A 16800-nucleotide genomic window follows, 5' to 3' on the forward strand; every position below is an offset into this window, starting at 1 on the left:
GACTCACTTCTTCTTCGGGGCGAGGAGCCGGGAGAGCAGGGTGGCGAGCAGGTTCAGGATCGCGATGATGATGACCAGCGTCAACGCGGCACCCCAGATCCGGTCGAAACCGACGCTCCCGGGGTCGAGCGAGTTGGTCACGCGCTCGTTGTTCATCACCAGCGGCAGTGCGGCCTGCTCACCGTCGAAGGGGTTCCAGTTCACGTAGGCCGAGTAGCCCACGAGGACCAGCAGCGGCGCCGTCTCGCCCATCACCCGGGCGAGCGCCATCATGACGCCGCCGATGATGCCGGACATCGCCGTCGGCAGCACGATCTTCATGATCGTCTTCCACTTCGGCACACCCAGCGCGTAGGACGCCTCGCGCAGGTCGTCCGGCACGATCCGCAACATCTCCTCCGACGAGCGGACGACCACCGGGATCATGAGCAGCACCAGCGCCAGCGACACCGCGAAACCGCTGCGCGGCAGGCCGAGCGTGGTGATCCACAGCGCGTAGATGAACAGCGCGGCGACGATCGAGGGAACACCGGAGAGGATGTCGACCATGAACGTGGTGGCCTTCGCGAGCTTGCCGCGGCCGTACTCCACCAGGTAGATCGACACCAGCAGGCCGATGGGCACCGCGATGACCGCGCAGATCAGGCCTTGCTCCAGCGTGCCGATGATCGCGTGCAGCACGCCGCCGCCGACCTCGTCGCTCAGCACGGACCCGAAGTCCTCGGTCCACCAGTTCGTGAACGGGATGCGCTTGATGCCGTTGACGATCACGGTGTAGAGCACCCACACCAGCGGCACGACGGCGACCAGGAACGCCAGCCACACCAGCACGGTGGCGAAGCCGTTCTTGGCCTTGCGGGCCAGGCTGACCTGCTGGAACGCGGGCGTCACGGCGGGACGTTCGAGCGTTGTGGACATGCTCAGTCCCCCTTCTTGCTGATGATGGAGCGGGCGGCGAAGTTCACCAGGAACGTCAGCACGAACAGCACGAGACCGGCGGCGATGTACGCGCCGGCGGAGGTGGCGTTGTTGAACTCGCTGTAGTTCGCGGCGATCTTCGACGCGAACGTCGCACCACCGTCGAAGAGGCTCCAGTCGAAGTTGCGGCCCTGCGGGATCAGCAGGATGACCGCGAGCGCGATGGTCTCACCCAGCGCGCGGCCGAGGCCCAGCATCGACGCACCGATGTAGCCGGCCTTGCCGAACGGCAGCACCGTGGTGCGGATGACCTCCCAGCGGGTGGCGCCGAGCGCCAGCGCGCCTTCGATGTGCGGGGTCGGCGTGCGTTCGAAGACCTCACGCGAGAGCGAGGTGATGATCGGCAGGATCATGACCGCGAGCACGATGCCGGCCGTGAAAATCGTGCCGCGCACGTTCGGCTGCACGTTGCCCGGCGCGAAGAGGGGGAACCAGGAGAAAGTGGAGTTCACCCACAGCGAGAACGGCTCGATCGCCGGGGCGAACACGATGATGCCCCAGAGGCCGAAGATGATCGACGGTACGGCGGCCAGCAGGTCGATCACGTAGGCGAACCCGCGGGCGAGCCGCTTCGGCGCGTACTGGGTGAGGAACAGGGCGATGCCGAGCGAAACCGGCATGGCGATGATCAGCGCCACCAGCGAAGTGGCCACGGTGACCTCGGCGAGGTCCGCGATGCCGAACGCCATGTTCGCCGGATCGTTGGTCGACCACCCGTGGTTGAACAGGAAGTTGACCTTGTCGACCCGCAGCGCCGGGATGGCCTGGATGATCAGGAAGATCCCGATCAGGCCGATCAGCGCGACGATGAAGATGCCGGCCCCGGTGGTCAGGTTCTGGAAGATGCGGTCACCGGCCCGCACCTTCTTCGGCTTCTCCTGCGCGGGCGGCCTTTCGGGCGCCGGCGCGGATGTTGTGTCCGAAATCGGATCCTCCGGGAACGCTCGGGCGGACGACGAACGCCCACCGGGGCCGCCGGTGGGCGTTCGCGTCGAGGATGACTCGCTCATCGACTGGGGTTCTGTCCAGCGTGTACTTGTTGTTCAGCCAAGTCGAGGATAGGTCACGAAATCGCCTTGATGGCGGTCAGCACCTTGTCCTGCAGGCTCTGCGGGATCGGCACGTAGCCCTTCGACGACAGCTGCTGCTGGCCGGTGGTGGCCGACGTGGTCAGGAACGCCTTGACGGCCTTCGACACGTCCGGGTTCGAGTACTTCGAGCAGACGAGCTCGTAGGTCGTGAGCAGCAGCGGGTAGGCACCCGCGACGTTGCTCGCGTAGATCTTGTTCAGGTCGAGCGCGAGGTCGTTGGAGCCCGCGTTCAGGAAGGTCGCGGAGTCAAGCGACTTCGCAACGTTCTCAGCGGACAGCGCGACGCCGCCGGAGCCGCTGTCGATCAGGGCCGGGGTGACGCCGTCCTTGGCGAACGCGCCCTCCACGTACGTGATCGAGCCGTCAGCACCCTTGACCGTGGTGGCGACACCGTTCGAGCCGGAAGCACCGTTGCCGACGCCACCGTTGAACTTCTTGCCGGCGCCCTTGGTCCAGTCGGCCTTGGCGGCGGCACCGAGGTACTTCTGGAAGTTGTCGGTGGTGCCCGACTCGTCCGAGCGGGAGACGACCTGGATCGCCTTGTCAGGGAACGTGAAGCCCTCGTTGCCCTTGATCGCCTTGATGGCCGGGTCGTTCCACTTCGTGATGCCACCGCTGAAGATCTTCGCGATCACGGACGGCGTGAGAACGAGCTTGTCGACACCCGACAGGTGGTAACCGACGGCCACCGGGCCGACGACCAGCGGGATGTTCCACGCCGGGGAGGCGCAGCGCTTGTCGGCGGCCTGGAGGTCCGCGCCAGTGGCCGGGGAGTCCGTGCCACCGAAGTCGACCTGGTTGCCGTTGAACTGCTTGACACCCGCGCCCGAGCCGCTGGCGGTGTAGTTGACCTGCTGGCCATTGCACTGCTTGCCGTAGGCGAGCTTGAAGACGTCGATGGCGTTGTTCTGCGCCGTCGAGCCCTCACCGGACAGCGGGCTCTTGCCACCGCAGTCGACCTGCGCGGTGCCGGTGGCGGCGGGGGCGGCGGCCGAGCTGGAGTTGCTGCTGTTGCTCGCCGCGGGGTCGCTACCACAGGCGGCGAGCACCAGGGCGGCGCTCGCCACGATGCCCACGGCACCAAGGGGCCGCATGATCTTCACTGCATTTCCTCCACTCGGAGACTTCGCCGGATCGGCGCGCGTCTCAGCGCGCCGGATCCGGACATTAGGCAGCCCCGGTGGCCGGTCGCCCTTGCTCACATGAACGAAAAGTGAACAAGGCACCGTATGTGAGCAGGGCGACTACCCCGAAAGGGTGTCGTGTCCCTGCCGTGACCTGCATGTACGCAGAAAGTAACACGGGGCATTCACCCCGTCGATGGTGACTACCGACCGTACTGGACGTCGGTTTCGAAACGCCTGAACCCCAGCTTCGAATAGACCGCCAAAGCCGGTGCGTTGTCGCCCTCGACGTAAAGGATGACTTGCCGTAATCCCTTCTCGCGCAAATACCGAAGCCCCGCAAGCGTCAGCGCCTTGCCGAGACCGCCGCCCTGCGTGCCCGGATCGACACCGACGACATAGACCTCCCCGACTGGCTCACCGCCGAAGCGGCCGGGCACGGGCTCGTGCACCTTCGTCCAGTGGAAGCCGACGACTTCGCCGTTGTCGTTCTCCGCCAGGAAGAAGCCGGCCGGGTCGAACCACGGCTGCCGTTCCTCGGCGCGCAGCTCGTCGACGGTGAACGCGCCCTGCTCCGGGTGCCAGTCGAACGCGCGCGCGTTGACGGCGATCATGGCTTCCTCGTCCTGCCCCGGCACGAAGGTGCGCAGCCGCAGTCCTTCGCGCAGCACGGGTTCGGGCCAGTCTGCGCCTTCGACCTCGACGTGCAGGATCAGCAGCTCGCGCTGCCGGCCCAGGCCGAAGTCCTTCGCCAGGGCGGCGGCCGCGGCGCTGTCCCCGTGGGCCCAGACGCGGGCGCCCTCGGCGGCCTTCGCGTCGAGCTCGCGGGCCAGCGCGGTGCCGACGCCGCGGCGGCGGTAGTCGGGGTGCACCACGACCTCCGCAACTTGGCGGCCGTAGGAGTCGCCCTCGGTGTCGAGGTGCGCGTAGCCGGCGGGCTTGCCGTCGAGGCGCGCGATCAGGTGCAGCCCGCCCGCGAACTCGCGCGGCAACGGACCGGTCGCGTCGACCTCGGGCCGCCCGTCGGCCGCCTTCGCCGCGAGCAGCACCTCACGCACCGCTTCCGCCGCGTCAGCCCCGAGTTCGGCCGTCCAGCCCGTCAGCTCTGTTTCCGCCACGAAGCCGACATTACCCACGCGCGGCGCCGCGTGAAGGGGCTCGTTGGGGGAATCGGGGCGCTTCGGTCGAGCGAACTCAACGGTTGGTGTACTCGGGCGCGGATTCGATGGCCGGCGCCGATTGCTTCGGACCGGACTTCGCCGGGCGCTCGAACTTGTAGCCGACGTTGCGGACGGTGCCGATCATCTGCTCGTGCTCCGGGCCCAGCTTGGCGCGCAGTCGCCGCACGTGGACGTCGACCGTGCGCGTGCCGCCGAAGAAGTCGTAGCCCCAGACCTCCTGCAGCAGCTGCGCGCGGGTGAAGACGCGCCCGGCGTGCTGCGCGAGGTACTTCAGGAGCTCGAACTCCTTGTACGTGAGCTCGAGGGTGCGCTTGCGCAGGCGGGCGGTGTAGGTGGCTTCGTCGATCACGAGGTCGCCCACGCGCAGCTCCGCCTCGACCTGGCCGGAGACGCCGTCGCGGGTCGTCACGAGCCGCAGGCGCGCGTCGACCTCGGCGGGGCCGGCGGTCGGCAGGAGGATGTCGTCGGTGCGCCACTCGGAGCTCACGGCCACCAGGCCGCCCTCGCCGACCACGGCGATCACCGGCGTGCTCGCCTCGTCGTCGCCGGCACCCTTGAGCAGGCGGCACAGGCTCTTCGCCGAGGCGAGGTCGCTGCGCGCGTCGAGCAGGATGACGTCGCGGTGCCCGGCGTCGAGAAGGGCCGTCACCTCGGGCTCGCGGACGCGTACGGTGTGGGGCAGCAGATCCAGCGCGGGAAGCACAGAGGTGGGGTCGGCTTCCGCGGTAAGTACCAGAAGGTCCAGGCTCATGGAGCCACACCGCCTTCACAAAGTCAGGTCCTGGCGCACGGCCTCGAACGTGGGCCTCGGTCGGTGCTGAGTGAGAATACCGGGTGAACAACACGTCACCTAGCTCGTGCTGGATCGATCACACCTGGCCGAACCCCAGGAAGCGCCCCGGCCCCCGACGAACAGGAGAACCGACGCGATGGTGAGCAGGCCCGTGACGCGGGACGACCGACCGGCTCCTCGGCCGGGCAACCGACGTCGCGGACGGCGCGTCCGCCGCTGGGTGATCGTGCTCGGGGTCATCGTGATCCTGCTGGTCGGAGCCGATTTCGGAGCCGCCGCGTTCGCCGAGCACACGATCTCCCAGAAGGCGCGTGAGCAGCTCGGCCTGACCGACGATCCGTCGGTCGACATCCACGGTTTCCCGTTCCTCACGCAGGCGCTCTCGGGTGACTACAGTCACATCACCGTCTCGGCCGACGGCGTGCCCGTGGGCGGTGAACTGCGCGATCTCGGCGTGAGCGCGGAGCTCGAAGACGTAACGGCGCCGTTGTCCGACCTCACCGCGGGCAACACGAAGAACGTGAAGATCGGCAAGCTCACCGGCGCCGTGACGATCAAGGCGTCGGACATCGCGCGCATCTCGCCACTGGACAAGATCCAGAACTTGCGCATCGACCAGAGCACCGAGGCCTACGTCAAGTACGGCGACACCGACCAGGGCCAGGAGCCGGACCCGACACCCACCAACGCGGCGGGCGAGCCGGAGGACGGCAACACCGCCGGCGTGCGCCTGTCGGGCGACGTGCAGGTGGCCGGCCAGAAGGTGGAGATCTTCTGCTTCGCGCTGATCGAGCTCAAGGGCAAGACGATCACGATCACCCCCCACCGGCTGCAGTTCGGGAATGACCACGAGACCACCGTCGTTCCGGACTCGGTGCAGAAGGCGCTCCTGCCGAACTTCCGCGCCACGATCGACACGAGCACGCTGCCGCTCTCGGTCACCCCGACCGCGGTGCGCGTGGACAGCGGTTCCGTGACGATCAAGGGCGAGGCGACCGGCGTGAACTTCTCGGATCTGTCGACGTCGAAGGGGTGAGTGCCCGGTGACCGGAGTCTGGGTCCTGCTGGCCACACTGGTGGTCGCGGTCGTGGCCGGCTTGCTGCTCAAGGCGCGCAACGGACGGGTGCGCGCGGCCAAACCGGCCGCCGCCGCCCGCGACCTCGCCCAGCTGCCCGCTCCGGTCGCGGAAGCACTCGACCCGGCTTCGGCCGTCACGCTGGTGCAGATCTCGACGACGTTTTGCGCGCCGTGCCGCCACACGCGCGCGATCCTGTCGTCGCTGGCCGACAAGACCGAGGGGCTGCACCACGTCGACCTCGACGTGACCGAGCAGCCCGAGGTCGCCCACGCCCTGTCCGTGCTGCGCACCCCCACCACGCTCGCGCTGACCGCCGACGGCCGCGAGCTGCTGCGCGTGGGCGGCGTGCCGAAGGGCCCGGCGCTGCTGGAAGCTCTCCGTCCGCATCTGGCCGAAGCCGACGTCCGCTGACCGGCGGAGAAGCGCTTCACCGGCTGTTTCCCAGACTTCGGGACTCGTCCCACGGTATGAACGCGGTTCCCTGTGCGTTGGCGCACTGGGTACCCTCGGCAGCGTGGACGAGCTGCCCATCACCCTCCTGACGCAGCGGCGCGCAGTGGATCTGTGCCGCGTGCGCAGCAGCTTGTGTCCGCGCACGTCGCGCCGGCGCTGAACGACGTCCCAGCCCCGGTCTCCGGCCCACTCCACCCGTCGCCGTGTGCCTTTCGCACGCCCCTCGCCTCGCCCTCAGCAGGAGGAACCATGCCCGCCGGACCGGCCGTCGACCCGCGTGGCCCGCGGTTCGCCGCGATCATCACCACGATCGTGCTCGCCGTGGTGCTCGTGACGCAGTGGTGGCCGCTGCTGGCCCTGCAGACCGTGGTGTTCGCGATCGGCGCCTTCATCGGTCTCAAGCCGGCGCCGTACTCCGTGCTGTACCGCGCGCTCGTCGCGCCGCGGCTCGGCCCGCCGACCGAGCGCGAGGACGCGGCGCCGCTGCGGTTCGCGCAGGCCGTGGGCTTCGTGTTCGCGCTCGTGGGCACGATCGGCTTCGTCGCCGGCGTGACCCCGCTCGGCATCGTCGCGACGGCGTTCGCGCTGTTCGCCGCGTTCCTGAACGGCGCGTTCAACTTCTGCCTCGGGTGCGAGATGTACCTGCTGCTCAAGCGCTTCAGCCCCGCGCGGGCTTCCTAGCAGTTCCAAACCCCAGAAGGAGAGTTCGCTTCCATGAGCCGTGAAGACGCCCTGGTCACCACCCAGTGGGCCGAGGAGAACCTGGACACGCCCGGTGTGGTGTTCGTCGAGGTCGACGAGGACACGACCGCGTACGACGCCGGGCACATCCGCGGTGCGGTGAAGCTCGACTGGCGCAACGACCTTCAGGACAAGGTCCGCCGCGACTTCGTGAACAAGGCCGGCTTCGAGAAGCTGCTGTCGGAGAAGGGCATCTCGAACGACGACCGCGTGGTCCTCTACGGCGGCAACAACAACTGGTTCGCTGCCTACGCATACTGGTACTTCAAGCTCTACGGCCACGAGAACGTGCAGCTGCTCGACGGCGGCCGCAAGAAGTGGGAGCTCGACGGCCGTGAGCTCAGCGCCGACGACGTGAAGCGCGACGCCACGGAGTACAAGGCCAAGGAGCAGGACCTCTCGCTGCGCGCGTTCCGCGACGAGGTCGTGCAGGCCATCGGCGCGAAGAACTTCGTCGACGTGCGCTCGCCCGACGAGTTCTCCGGCAAGCTGCTCGCCCCGGCGCACCTGCCGCAGGAGCAGTCCCAGGTCCCGGGCCACATTCCGGGCGCGCTGAACGTGCCGTGGGCCAAGGTCGCCAACGAGGACGGCACCTTCAAGACCGAGGACGAGATCAAGGACCTCTACACCGAGGCCGGGCTCGACGAGTCGAAGCCGACCATCGCGTACTGCCGCATCGGTGAGCGTTCGTCCATCGCGTGGTTCGCGCTGCACGAGCTGCTCGGCTACTCCGACGTGAAGAACTACGACGGTTCGTGGACGGAATACGGCTCGCTGGTCGGCGTGCCGGTCGAGTTGGGAGCGAAGTGATGGCGGCTGACGACGGTTGCGGCGCCCCGGTCCAGGTGGCCACGCCCGCTGACTTCGACACCAACGGTCAGGTCGTGCTGGCCGGCAAGGTGACCGGCACCGACGGCCCGCTGGGCGGCGCGTTCGTGCGCCTGCTCGACGGCGGCGGCGACTTCACCGGCGAGGTGGTCGCCTCCCCCGAGGGCGACTTCCGCTTCTACGCGGCGCCGGGCTCGTGGACGGTGCGCGCGCTGCACCGCACGGGCAACGGCGAGGCCTCCGTCACCGCCGAAGGCCCGGGCCTGCACCAGCTGGCGATCTCGGTCGGCTGACGCGCTTTTCCGTGCCGGGCCCTCAGGGATTTCCTGGGGGCCCGTCACTTTTCTTCGTTCAAGACCCGCGGGTAGCCGCGCCGCGAAGGGCGCGATGATCAGCGCGCTGTCGTCGAGGTTGAGCAAACCCCTGTCCTGCACCATCTTCACGATGGTCAGGCGGTGCAGCTCGGCCTCGCTGTAGAGGCGTTTGCCCGCGCGGCGCGTCGCCGGACGCACGAGGCCGCGGGCGTCGTCGTCGAGCTGCGCGTGGTGTACCCGATGCGGCCGATCCCGCTGTCCGCACGGGGTACGCGGCGAAGCCGAACACCACCGACACCGAGAACCGCGCGCTGCCGCTGGGAAATCTCGCCGGAGCGGCCGGCTGCGCTCGCGGTCGCCGTCGCCGGGCTCGGCGTGGGGCTGTGCGTGACGCCGACCGACGTCGCCGGGCTCGCGGGCGCGCCGAGCGAGTGCACGGGCATCGCGTCGGCCACCGTCAACGCCACCCGCCAGACGGGCACGGCCCGCGACGTCGCCGCCCTGGGTGCCCTCGTCGCGGACGGCTCGAACCGGACGGCCGGGCTGCACGCGGCCACGGCCGTGGCCGGCGGCGTGCTGCTCGTCGTGACTGTGCTCACCGTGACGACCCTGCGCGGAGCCTGAGGGCGCCGGGCCGACTATTGTCCACGTTGTGGAGACCCTGTTTACGATCCTGCTGGCCCTGGCGGCAGTCGCCATCGTGTGGTTCGCCTGCTACGTCGTCTACCGGCTGTACGCCGACCAGCGCTGAGCACCATGACCGCCAGTGGCGACGAAGCCATCGCGGCCGCCGAGGAGCGCGCGGCGAGCACCCGCACGCGCAACCTGCCGTTGTGGGACGACCTGCCGATCCCCAACGACACGGCCAACCTGCGCGAGGGCCCGAACCTGAACGACGCGTGCCTCGCGCTGCTGCCGATGGTCGGTGTCTGGCGAGGTGAGGGCGAGGTCGACTACCCCACCATCGAGGGGCCGGTCAAGTTCGCGCAGCAGCTCACCATCGCGCACGACGGCCGCCCGTTCCTCACGCACGAGGCCCGCGCGTGGCTGCTCGACGACGAGGGGAACGTCATCCGCCCCGCCGCCCGCGAGAGCGGGTTCTGGCGGCCGCAGGAGGACGACACGATCGAACTGCTGCTCACGCACAGCTCCGGCATCGTGGAGCTCTACTACGGCAAGCCGCGCAACCAGACGTCGTGGGAGCTGGGCACCGACGCGGTCATCCGCACGGCCACGGCCAAGGACGTCACCGCCGCGCAGCGGCTCTACGGCCTCATCGAAGGCAGCCTCGGCTACGTCGAGGAGCGCGCCATGATGGGCCAGGAGATGCAGCCGCACACCTCGGCTCTGCTGCACCGCGTCGTCGGCTGAGCAGGGCGTTTAAGCTCTGTCCATGCTCTGGCGGCCCTGCGGCGAGCACGCCGCCCTGCTCGACTGCGACTCGCTCGCGCAGATGACCGCCGCCCGCGCCACGGTCGAGGCCGCCGGCGTCGACGGGATCGCCGAGCTCGTGCCCGGGGCGCGCAGCCTGCTGGTGGTGGCGGAGCCCGGGTCGCCCGCGCTCAAGTCCGTGCGGGAACTGCTCGACGGCGCCGACCTCACCCACCCGCCCGGCGGCTCGCCGCGCGAGGTCACGCTGGACGTCTACTACGACGGCGAGGACCTGGCGCTCGTCGCGCGCGATGCCGGGGTGTCCGCGGCCGACGTCGTCACGCTGCACACCGAAGCCGAGTACACCGTCGCGTTCACCGGCTTCGCGCCCGGATTCGGCTACCTGACGGGGCTGCCGGACGCACTGCGGCAGCCCCGGCTCGAGTCGCCGCGCACGAAGGTCCCCGCCGGGTCGGTGGGCATCGGCGGCGAGTTCACCGGCGTCTACCCGCGCGAGTCGCCCGGCGGCTGGCGGCTGCTCGGGCACACCGACACAACGCTGTTCGACCCCACCGCCGAGCGGCCCGCACTGTTCGCGCCCGGCGACCGCGTGCGCTTCCGGAGCGTGTGATGCGCGCGCTGGAGATCGTCCACACGGGACCGCTCGCGCTGGTGCAGGACCTCGGCCGGCCGGGTTACGCGCACCTCGGCGTGCCCCCGTCGGGTGCCCTCGACGCCGACGCCCTGCGCCTCGGCAACCGCCTGGTCGGCAACGCCGAGGACGCAGCCGGGATCGAAGCGTTGCTGGGCGGGCTGGCCGTGCGGGCGACGGTGCCGTGCACGGTCGCCGTGACGGGCCCCCTCGTGCCGGTGCGGGTGGACGATCGGCACGTCGGTTCCCACTCAGCCGTCTCGCTGCGGGCGGGGCAAACGCTTGCGCTCGGCCGCCCGGCGGCCGGTTTGCGCAGCTACCTGGCGGTTTCGGGCGGGATCGCCGTCGACCCGGTGCTGGGCAGCCGTTCGCGGGACGTGCTCTCGGAAATCGGACCGGAACCGCTGGAAGACGGCGTTTCGCTCCCGCTCGGCCCGGTCACCGGAGTGCCGACGGGAGCCGACGTGGTGGTCGCCCCCGCGGCACCCGAGCGCCTCGTCGTGCCCGTGGTCCTCGGCCCGCGCGACGACTGGTTCACCGACCTCGTCGAAGGCCTCGGCGCCTGGTGGACGGTGACGCCGGAGTCCAACCGCGTCGGCCTGCGCCTGGACGGCCCCCCGCTGCGCCGCGCGAACACCACCGAGCTGCCCAGCGAAGGCCTGCTGACCGGCGCAATCCAGGTCCCGCCGAGCGGCCTGCCCGTCGTCTTCCTCGCCGACCACCCCACGACCGGCGGCTACCCAGTGGCCGCCGTGGTGAGACGCGGGTCACTCGGTGCACTCGCTCAGGCACGCCCCGGAACCTCTGTGCGGTTCCGCTCGTCTTGATGGGCGTGGAACGGGTAACGGTCACGGGTGGGACAGGTGTCCTGAAGCTGAACAGGGCCCTGGAACTGAACGGTGGCACTCACGTGGAGCTGCCGCAGTCGTTGCGCATCGCACTGGCCACGGGCCAGCTGCGGCGTCCGCTCGCCGAGACCCTGCGTGACCTGCTGGCCCTGCTCGTCGACGGCTGTTACCAGGTCGACGGCCCCGCACGCCTCGACTCCGACGAGCCCCTCGTGCCCACCGCGACCTGGCCGCCCGACGACGAGGCGCGCGTCGCCTACTACCGCACCGCGATCCGCACCGGCCACCGTCCCGTGGCCGTGGTGCTGTCCGGCACCCGGCCGTTGATCCTCGACGGGCACCACAAGATCGCCGCCTACGAAGCCGAAGGCGTGCGCGCGTCCGCCGTGGTGATCAGTGAGGCGCCGGCTCAGTACTCGCCCTCGTAGGCCGCCACCAGCTCGCGGTGCAGCTCCGCCGAGTCGGGCAGGGCGGTGCCGTCGAGCGTGTGCACGCGGGTCACCAGCCGGACCGACGACGCGAGGAACACCCCGTCGGCCGTCGCCAGGTCAGCGGCCGGAAATGGCTCCACCTTCACCGTCCAGCCGGCCTTCTCCGCGCCGCGGAACAGCGCGGCCTGCGTGGTGCCCGGCAGGATCCCGACGGTCGACGGCGGGGTGTAGAGCGTGCGCTCGCGCGCCAGCAGGACCGTGGACGTCGGACCTTCCAGCACGGACCCGTCGGCAGCGGTGAAGATCACATCCTGCGCGCCACGACGGCCGGCCTCGCGCAGAGCGGCCATGTTAACGGCGTACGAAACGGTCTTGGCGCCGAGCAGCAGCCACGGCGCACGCTCGGCGACCTCGGGCCCGAAGCCGCGTTCCAGCGTCACCGCGGCGACGCCCTCGGCGCGGGCGCGGCGCACCTTCTCGTCGATCTCCATGCCGAGGGCGAACGCGGTCGGCGTGCCGGCCGGGTCACCGTCGACACCCCGCGTGTACACGAGTTTCAACGCGATTTCCCGGCCACCGGCCCAGTTGTCGATCACGGCGCGGGCGGCCGTCTCGAACGCGGCGAGGTCGGGCGCCGGCAGCTCCAGCATCGCCGCGGAACGGGCGAGCCGGTCGAGGTGCGGACGCAGTTCCCGCGGATTTTTGTCAGCCACGAGGATGGTCTCGAACACCCCGTCTCCGCGCAGCAAACCGAGGTCGTCCACACGAATGTGGGCGGCGTCGGGGTCGGCCAGGGTTCCGTCGAGGAAGGCGAGGACGCGCATTCCCTCACCGTACTCACATAGTCTTGTGGTCATGGCCTACCGCTCGCCGTTGCTCGAAGCCCCCCGCGCGATCGCCGCGCCCGACGGACACCCCGAGGCGGGAGTTCCGTGGCACTGGGGCGATCCGTTCGCGGAGCAGCGCACCGCCGCCCGCGGCGTGGTCGTGATCGACCGCTCGCACCGCGAAGTCCTTGCCGTCTCGGGCGAAGAACGCTTGAGCTGGCTACACCTCGTGATCTCCCAGCACGTGACGGAGCTGCCCGCGGGGTCCGGCACCGAGGCCCTCGTGCTCAACAGCCAGGGCCACGTCGACACGCACTTCGTGCTGGCACACCTCGACGGCACCGTCTGGCTCGACAGCGACCCCGGCCCCGTCGCCACGAGCGCGCTGCCCAAGGGCGGCAAGCAGACGTTGCGTGAATACCTCGAAGCGATGAAGTTCTGGTCGAAGGTCGAGATCCGCGACGCCACAACGGAACTCGCCGTCCTCACCGTGCTCGGGCCCGAAGCCGAACGCGTGCTGACCGCGGTCGGCGTGGCGGTCGGCACCGACCCGTATTCCGTGTCGGCGTTGCCCGGCGGTGGTTTCGCGCGCCGCATGCCGTGGCCGTCTCGGTCCAGTGTGGACCTTCTCGTGCCGCGCGAAGAACTCGCGACGTGGTGGCAGCGCATCACCGACGCGGGTGCCCGCCCGGCCGGGACCTGGACGTTCGACGCGCTGCGCGTGGAATCGCGGCACCCGCGCCTCGGCGTGGACACCGACGAGCGCACCATCCCGCACGAGGTCGGCTGGATCGGCAGCGCCGCCCACGTGGCGAAGGGCTGCTACCGAGGCCAGGAAACCGTCGCGAAGGTGCACAACGTCGGGCGCCCGCCGCGTTACCTCGCGCTGCTGCACCTCGACGGTTCACCCGAGATCACGCCCGAAACGGGTGACCCGGTGCGCCTCGGTGAACGCGTGGTGGGCCGCGTGGGCACCGTCGTGCAGCACCACGAGCTCGGGCCCATCGCACTGGCCCTGGTCAAGCGATCCGTGCCCGGGGGCGCGGAACTGCTGGCCGGCCTGGGGAAAGACGACGCGGCGGAGGACTCTGAAAACCCCACTGACCGCACCGTTCAGGCCATCGTGGACCCCGACTCCGTGCCGGGCGAGCACGCCGCCCCTGGTCGCGAGGCCGCGCAACGGTTGCGGGGCTGAAGTGAACCCGGCGGTAGCATTGTCGGGGAATCTAGAGCAGGATGTGCCCGTGATCGAAGTGCGTCCCGGTGGGCGACGGCGGATCGACCGCGTCCTCGCCCCGGGATACCTCACCGGACTCGGCGACCTGCCGCTGCCGGTGCTGCGCGAACGCCGTGACGAGGCGGCGCAGGAGGAGACCGACCTGTCGTACCTGCGCCGGCTGCTGCATGCGCGGATCGACATCGTGCGCGCGGAACAGCAGCGCCGGTCGTCCGGCGGCGAGAACAGCATCGTCGACCAGCTCGCCACGATCCTCGCCGACAACGCGCTCGGCCCCGCCACCGGTTCCGGGCGCCACCAGCAGCTCGAACCCTCGCGCGCCGGCGAGCACCGCCGCCACGCCGAGGCGCTGGTCGGCGACACGGACCTCACCGACGTCGGCACGCTGTCCGACGACAAGCTCGCCTCCGCGCTCGACACGTACGCCACCGAGGAGTCTTCGGTGTCCACGTTCCGGCGCCAGGTGCAAGGCGTGATGGACGCGCTCAACGCCGAGATCGCCGGCCGCTACCAGCGCGGCTCCGCGACCGTCGACGAGCTGCTCGACTCCGAGCTGGGGCGCACCGAAGAGTGACGGAACCGGTTCTCGTCGAGGTCGAGCGGTCCGGCCTCGTGGAAAGCGTGCACCGCGGCTCGCTCGTGATCACGGCGCCGGACGGCGGCGTCACGTACTCCGTCGGCGACGTGACGAGTCCGGTGTTCCCGCGGTCGTCGACCAAACCCCTCCAGGGCGTCGGCATGCTGCGCGCCGGCCTGGACTACGACGGCGCGGACCTCGCGCTGGCCTGCGGCTCCCACTCCGGCGAACCCGGTCACGTCGAGCGCGTCGCGGCGATGCTCGCGGCGGCCGGTCTCGACGAGTCGGCGCTGGCCTGCCCTCCCGCGTACCCGCTGCACGAGCCCACGATGCACGCGGCGACCGAGCCGTTGCGCGTCACGATGAACTGTTCCGGCAAGCACGCCGGGATGCTCGCCACCTGTGTCGCCGCGGGCTGGCCGACCGACGGTTACGAGGAGCCCGACCACCCGTTGCAGAAGGCGCTGGCCGACACCGTCGTGGAGCTGACGGGCGAGCCGATCGCCACCACCGGCGTCGACGGCTGCGGCGCGCCACTGTTCGCCTACTCGCTCACCGCCCTGGCTCGCGCGTTCGGCCGGTTGGTGCAGGCGTCACCGCGAACCGAGGAGCTGCGCGTCGCCGACGCGATGCGCGCGCACCCGTGGCTGGTCGCCGGCACGGACCGGGAGGACACCGCGCTGATGGGCGCGGTGCCGGGGCTGCTGTCGAAGATCGGCGCCGAGGGCGTGCTGGCGTTCGCGCTGGCCGACGGCACGGCGGTGGCGCTGAAGATGTCCGACGGCGCGAAGCGTGGCTGCGCGCCGCTGGCCGTGGCTGCGCTGCGGTACCTGGGCGTGGACGTCTCCGACCTCGAAGCCTTCGCGAACCCGCCGGTGCTCGGCGGTGACCGGCCGGTGGGCCGGCTGCGCGTCAGTTGGAGCGCTCCCTAGCGGCGAGGTCGCCCCAGAACTCGCGCAGCTCGGAGAACAGCTCCGCCAGCTCCTCGACGTTGCCGGTGCGCAGGGCTTCGAGGATGTCGTGGACCTCCTCGGCCGTCGTGTCGGACTCGAGGATCGCGTCGGCGAACAGCTGCACGAGGCCGCCGTAGTCCAGCTCCACCACGGAGTCCGGGTCGAAGCTCTCCAGCCACTGACGCGTCTGCGACAGCACGCGGCCCGGACCGGAGTCGCCGAACGCGGCCTCGATCAGCTCGCCGGCCTCGGCCGCGCGGGTCAGCGCGTCGGACATCGACGTGCGCCACGACAGCTCGCGCGCCGGATCGTCCTGGCCGGAGCCGAGCACGAGTTTGCGCTCGTCGGGGTCGACGAGGACGAACCACGGGAGCGGCACGGTCCAGGTGGTGGTGAGCGTGTGGGCGGCGGCCGTGGTCAGGTCGGCCATCGCGGCCTTCGTTCGCGAGCGGGCGCGATCGGCCGAGACCCCGCCGGCGTCGAGCACGGCGTTCTTGAGCGCCGGGGTCGCGTCGCCGAGGAACGTCACCAGCGCGGCGGCCGCGCGGGCCCGCAGTTCGAGCGGGCAGACGAACGGGCCGGCGCCGGGGTGGCCGGCCGGCACCTCCGCCGGGTCGAGCACGAGGACGTCGGTCACCAGGCTCGGCGCGGGCCGCCCGTCGGCGAGCTCCGCGGGCAGCAACCGGGCGGGCACGACGGCCTGTGACTTGAGCCACACAGCCTGCTCGCGTTCGCCGATCGCGGGCCGGCGCAGTTTCGCCGCGGCGACGGCTTCACGCAGGCGGTCGTCGGGCGGGTCACCGAGCGCGAGCAGGGGTTCGTACACCCGCAGATACGCCACGAAGGGACGGAGCACCTGAGCATCGTGGCACGCCCACCTGCGCCGATCACCCCCGACAGGCCGGTAACCGGCGTCCGGCGGACACTGTCGCCACCGGCACACCGTGCCACGTCGCATCGAACCCCCGGGACACGGTACGGTGTGACCAGGAAAGAACTGTCGAGACGATGCGGGGCCGCCGATTCCCCCGGCCGCCCCGCCCCTGTGCGAGGGGGTCGAGCCATGGGGCGCGGCCGGGCTAAGGCCAAGCAGACGAAGGTGGCGCGCGAGCTCAAGTACAGCTCCCACGACACCGATTTCGATGCTTTGCAGCGCGAGCTGTCGAGTGATTCCTCGGCCAACAACGGGCACGAGGACGACAACCGGTACGAGGACCCGTACGACGACGGGTACGACGAATACCGGCGTTGAGCAGACGCGATACGCGAGGGTGGAGTCCGGGCACTGCCCGGCACCACCCTCGCGCGTCGCGTGCTGCCCA

At 70.4% G+C, this 16800-nt stretch carries 22 protein-coding genes; 15 read left to right on the top strand and 7 right to left on the bottom strand.

The genetic code is table 11. The annotated features are described in order from the left end of the window. Positions 1-3 precede the first annotated feature (3 nt). From pstA to AB0F91_RS14900, 5 genes are all read right to left on the bottom strand, one after another. Positions 4-918 (bottom strand): phosphate ABC transporter permease PstA, encoded by a 915-nt coding sequence (pstA, locus tag AB0F91_RS14880; RefSeq protein ID WP_360597881.1) that lies wholly within the window; start codon positions 916-918, stop codon positions 4-6. Positions 919-920: 2 nt separating this feature from the next. After that, complete coding sequence (gene pstC / locus AB0F91_RS14885) at positions 921-1841, bottom strand: phosphate ABC transporter permease subunit PstC (RefSeq protein WP_360598285.1); 921 nt, start codon at positions 1839-1841, stop codon at positions 921-923. A 200-nt stretch (positions 1842-2041) separates the two neighbouring features. Then, the gene (gene pstS, locus AB0F91_RS14890; RefSeq protein ID WP_360597882.1) at positions 2042-3172 is read right to left on the bottom strand and encodes a phosphate ABC transporter substrate-binding protein PstS; all 1131 of its coding nucleotides are present in this window, start codon (positions 3170-3172) and stop codon (positions 2042-2044) included. Positions 3173-3396: 224 nt separating this feature from the next. Beyond that, positions 3397-4296 (bottom strand): mycothiol synthase, encoded by a 900-nt coding sequence (gene mshD / locus AB0F91_RS14895; RefSeq protein ID WP_360598287.1) that lies wholly within the window; start codon positions 4294-4296, stop codon positions 3397-3399. Between the two features lie 91 nt (positions 4297-4387). Continuing rightward, positions 4388-5125: a response regulator transcription factor gene (locus AB0F91_RS14900; RefSeq protein WP_360597884.1), complete on the bottom strand. Its 738-nt coding sequence runs from the start codon at positions 5123-5125 to the stop codon at positions 4388-4390. Positions 5126-5303: 178 nt separating this feature from the next. Between AB0F91_RS14900 and AB0F91_RS14905 the strand changes: the two genes are divergently transcribed. The 11 genes from AB0F91_RS14905 to AB0F91_RS14955 all read left to right on the top strand — a co-directional run bounded on the left by AB0F91_RS14905 (position 5304) and on the right by AB0F91_RS14955 (position 11881). After that, positions 5304-6203 (top strand): DUF2993 domain-containing protein, encoded by a 900-nt coding sequence (locus AB0F91_RS14905; protein ID WP_360597885.1) that lies wholly within the window; start codon positions 5304-5306, stop codon positions 6201-6203. 7 nt (positions 6204-6210) lie between these two features. Further along, on the top strand, positions 6211-6657 hold the full coding sequence (locus AB0F91_RS14910; protein WP_360597887.1) for a thioredoxin family protein: 447 nt from the start codon (positions 6211-6213) through the stop codon (positions 6655-6657). A gap of 103 nt (positions 6658-6760) precedes the next feature. Then, complete coding sequence (locus AB0F91_RS14915) at positions 6761-6859, top strand: putative leader peptide (RefSeq protein WP_353074115.1); 99 nt, start codon at positions 6761-6763, stop codon at positions 6857-6859. Between the two features lie 89 nt (positions 6860-6948). Beyond that, positions 6949-7380: a DUF4395 domain-containing protein gene (locus tag AB0F91_RS14920; protein WP_360597889.1), complete on the top strand. Its 432-nt coding sequence runs from the start codon at positions 6949-6951 to the stop codon at positions 7378-7380. Positions 7381-7413: 33 nt separating this feature from the next. After that, a complete protein-coding gene (locus tag AB0F91_RS14925) occupies positions 7414-8250 on the top strand; it encodes a sulfurtransferase (protein ID WP_360597891.1) in 837 nt (278 codons plus the stop codon). Further along, positions 8250-8561, top strand: a complete 312-nt coding sequence (locus AB0F91_RS14930; protein WP_360597893.1) for a DUF1416 domain-containing protein — start codon at positions 8250-8252, stop codon at positions 8559-8561. The genes AB0F91_RS14925 and AB0F91_RS14930 overlap by 1 nt, the downstream gene beginning before the upstream one ends. 162 nt (positions 8562-8723) lie before the next feature. Beyond that, positions 8724-9206, top strand: a complete 483-nt coding sequence (locus AB0F91_RS14935) for a hypothetical protein (RefSeq protein ID WP_360597894.1) — start codon at positions 8724-8726, stop codon at positions 9204-9206. A 132-nt stretch (positions 9207-9338) separates the two neighbouring features. Beyond that, on the top strand, positions 9339-9953 hold the full coding sequence (locus AB0F91_RS14940; RefSeq protein ID WP_360597896.1) for an FABP family protein: 615 nt from the start codon (positions 9339-9341) through the stop codon (positions 9951-9953). Between the two features lie 22 nt (positions 9954-9975). Then, positions 9976-10584: a 5-oxoprolinase subunit PxpB gene (pxpB, locus tag AB0F91_RS14945; protein WP_360597898.1), complete on the top strand. Its 609-nt coding sequence runs from the start codon at positions 9976-9978 to the stop codon at positions 10582-10584. Then, positions 10584-11432 (top strand): biotin-dependent carboxyltransferase family protein, encoded by an 849-nt coding sequence (locus AB0F91_RS14950; RefSeq protein ID WP_360597899.1) that lies wholly within the window; start codon positions 10584-10586, stop codon positions 11430-11432. The genes pxpB and AB0F91_RS14950 overlap by 1 nt, the downstream gene beginning before the upstream one ends. A gap of 5 nt (positions 11433-11437) precedes the next feature. Beyond that, complete coding sequence (locus AB0F91_RS14955; RefSeq protein ID WP_360598289.1) at positions 11438-11881, top strand: hypothetical protein; 444 nt, start codon at positions 11438-11440, stop codon at positions 11879-11881. On the opposite strand, the gene AB0F91_RS14960 is transcribed toward AB0F91_RS14955, so the two are convergent. Further along, positions 11863-12708: an aminodeoxychorismate lyase gene (locus AB0F91_RS14960; protein ID WP_360597901.1), complete on the bottom strand. Its 846-nt coding sequence runs from the start codon at positions 12706-12708 to the stop codon at positions 11863-11865. The genes AB0F91_RS14955 and AB0F91_RS14960 overlap by 19 nt on opposite strands. 31 nt (positions 12709-12739) lie before the next feature. Here AB0F91_RS14960 and AB0F91_RS14965 point away from each other — a divergent pair, with 31 nt between their 5' ends. From AB0F91_RS14965 to AB0F91_RS14975, 3 genes are read left to right on the top strand one after another with little or no spacing between them, the layout of a single operon-like run. Continuing rightward, positions 12740-13906: a folate-binding protein gene (locus AB0F91_RS14965; RefSeq protein ID WP_360597903.1), complete on the top strand. Its 1167-nt coding sequence runs from the start codon at positions 12740-12742 to the stop codon at positions 13904-13906. Between the two features lie 49 nt (positions 13907-13955). Then, on the top strand, positions 13956-14522 hold the full coding sequence (locus tag AB0F91_RS14970; protein WP_360597905.1) for an aerial mycelium formation protein: 567 nt from the start codon (positions 13956-13958) through the stop codon (positions 14520-14522). Further along, positions 14519-15457 (top strand): asparaginase, encoded by a 939-nt coding sequence (locus tag AB0F91_RS14975; RefSeq protein WP_360597907.1) that lies wholly within the window; start codon positions 14519-14521, stop codon positions 15455-15457. The genes AB0F91_RS14970 and AB0F91_RS14975 overlap by 4 nt, the downstream gene beginning before the upstream one ends. Here the strand turns inward: AB0F91_RS14975 and AB0F91_RS14980 are convergent. Next, positions 15438-16334, bottom strand: coding sequence for a hypothetical protein (locus AB0F91_RS14980; RefSeq protein WP_360597908.1), 897 nt, complete (start codon positions 16332-16334; stop codon positions 15438-15440). The two genes, AB0F91_RS14975 and AB0F91_RS14980, sit on opposite strands and share 20 nt — an antisense overlap. Before the next feature lie 207 nt (positions 16335-16541). Here AB0F91_RS14980 and AB0F91_RS14985 point away from each other — a divergent pair, with 207 nt between their 5' ends. Next, complete coding sequence (locus tag AB0F91_RS14985) at positions 16542-16730, top strand: DUF3073 domain-containing protein (protein WP_360597910.1); 189 nt, start codon at positions 16542-16544, stop codon at positions 16728-16730. Positions 16731-16800 lie beyond the last annotated feature (70 nt).

It is taken from the genome of Amycolatopsis sp. NPDC023774 (genome assembly GCF_040639695.1).
GTDB lineage: Bacteria > Actinomycetota > Actinomycetes > Mycobacteriales > Pseudonocardiaceae > Amycolatopsis.

Coding starts and splice junctions, on each gene's coding strand:
- pstA (WP_360597881.1), bottom strand. CDS start 918: ATGTCCACAACGCTCGAACGTCCCGCCGTGACGCCCGCGTTCCAGCAG.
- AB0F91_RS14900 (WP_360597884.1), bottom strand. CDS start 5,125: ATGAGCCTGGACCTTCTGGTACTTACCGCGGAAGCCGACCCCACCTCT.
- AB0F91_RS14905 (WP_360597885.1), top strand. CDS start 5,304: ATGGTGAGCAGGCCCGTGACGCGGGACGACCGACCGGCTCCTCGGCCG.
- AB0F91_RS14920 (WP_360597889.1), top strand. CDS start 6,949: ATGCCCGCCGGACCGGCCGTCGACCCGCGTGGCCCGCGGTTCGCCGCG.
- AB0F91_RS14925 (WP_360597891.1), top strand. CDS start 7,414: ATGAGCCGTGAAGACGCCCTGGTCACCACCCAGTGGGCCGAGGAGAAC.
- AB0F91_RS14930 (WP_360597893.1), top strand. CDS start 8,250: ATGGCGGCTGACGACGGTTGCGGCGCCCCGGTCCAGGTGGCCACGCCC.
- AB0F91_RS14940 (WP_360597896.1), top strand. CDS start 9,339: ATGACCGCCAGTGGCGACGAAGCCATCGCGGCCGCCGAGGAGCGCGCG.
- pxpB (WP_360597898.1), top strand. CDS start 9,976: ATGCTCTGGCGGCCCTGCGGCGAGCACGCCGCCCTGCTCGACTGCGAC.
- AB0F91_RS14950 (WP_360597899.1), top strand. CDS start 10,584: ATGCGCGCGCTGGAGATCGTCCACACGGGACCGCTCGCGCTGGTGCAG.
- AB0F91_RS14960 (WP_360597901.1), bottom strand. CDS start 12,708: ATGCGCGTCCTCGCCTTCCTCGACGGAACCCTGGCCGACCCCGACGCC.
- AB0F91_RS14965 (WP_360597903.1), top strand. CDS start 12,740: ATGGCCTACCGCTCGCCGTTGCTCGAAGCCCCCCGCGCGATCGCCGCG.
- AB0F91_RS14985 (WP_360597910.1), top strand. CDS start 16,542: ATGGGGCGCGGCCGGGCTAAGGCCAAGCAGACGAAGGTGGCGCGCGAG.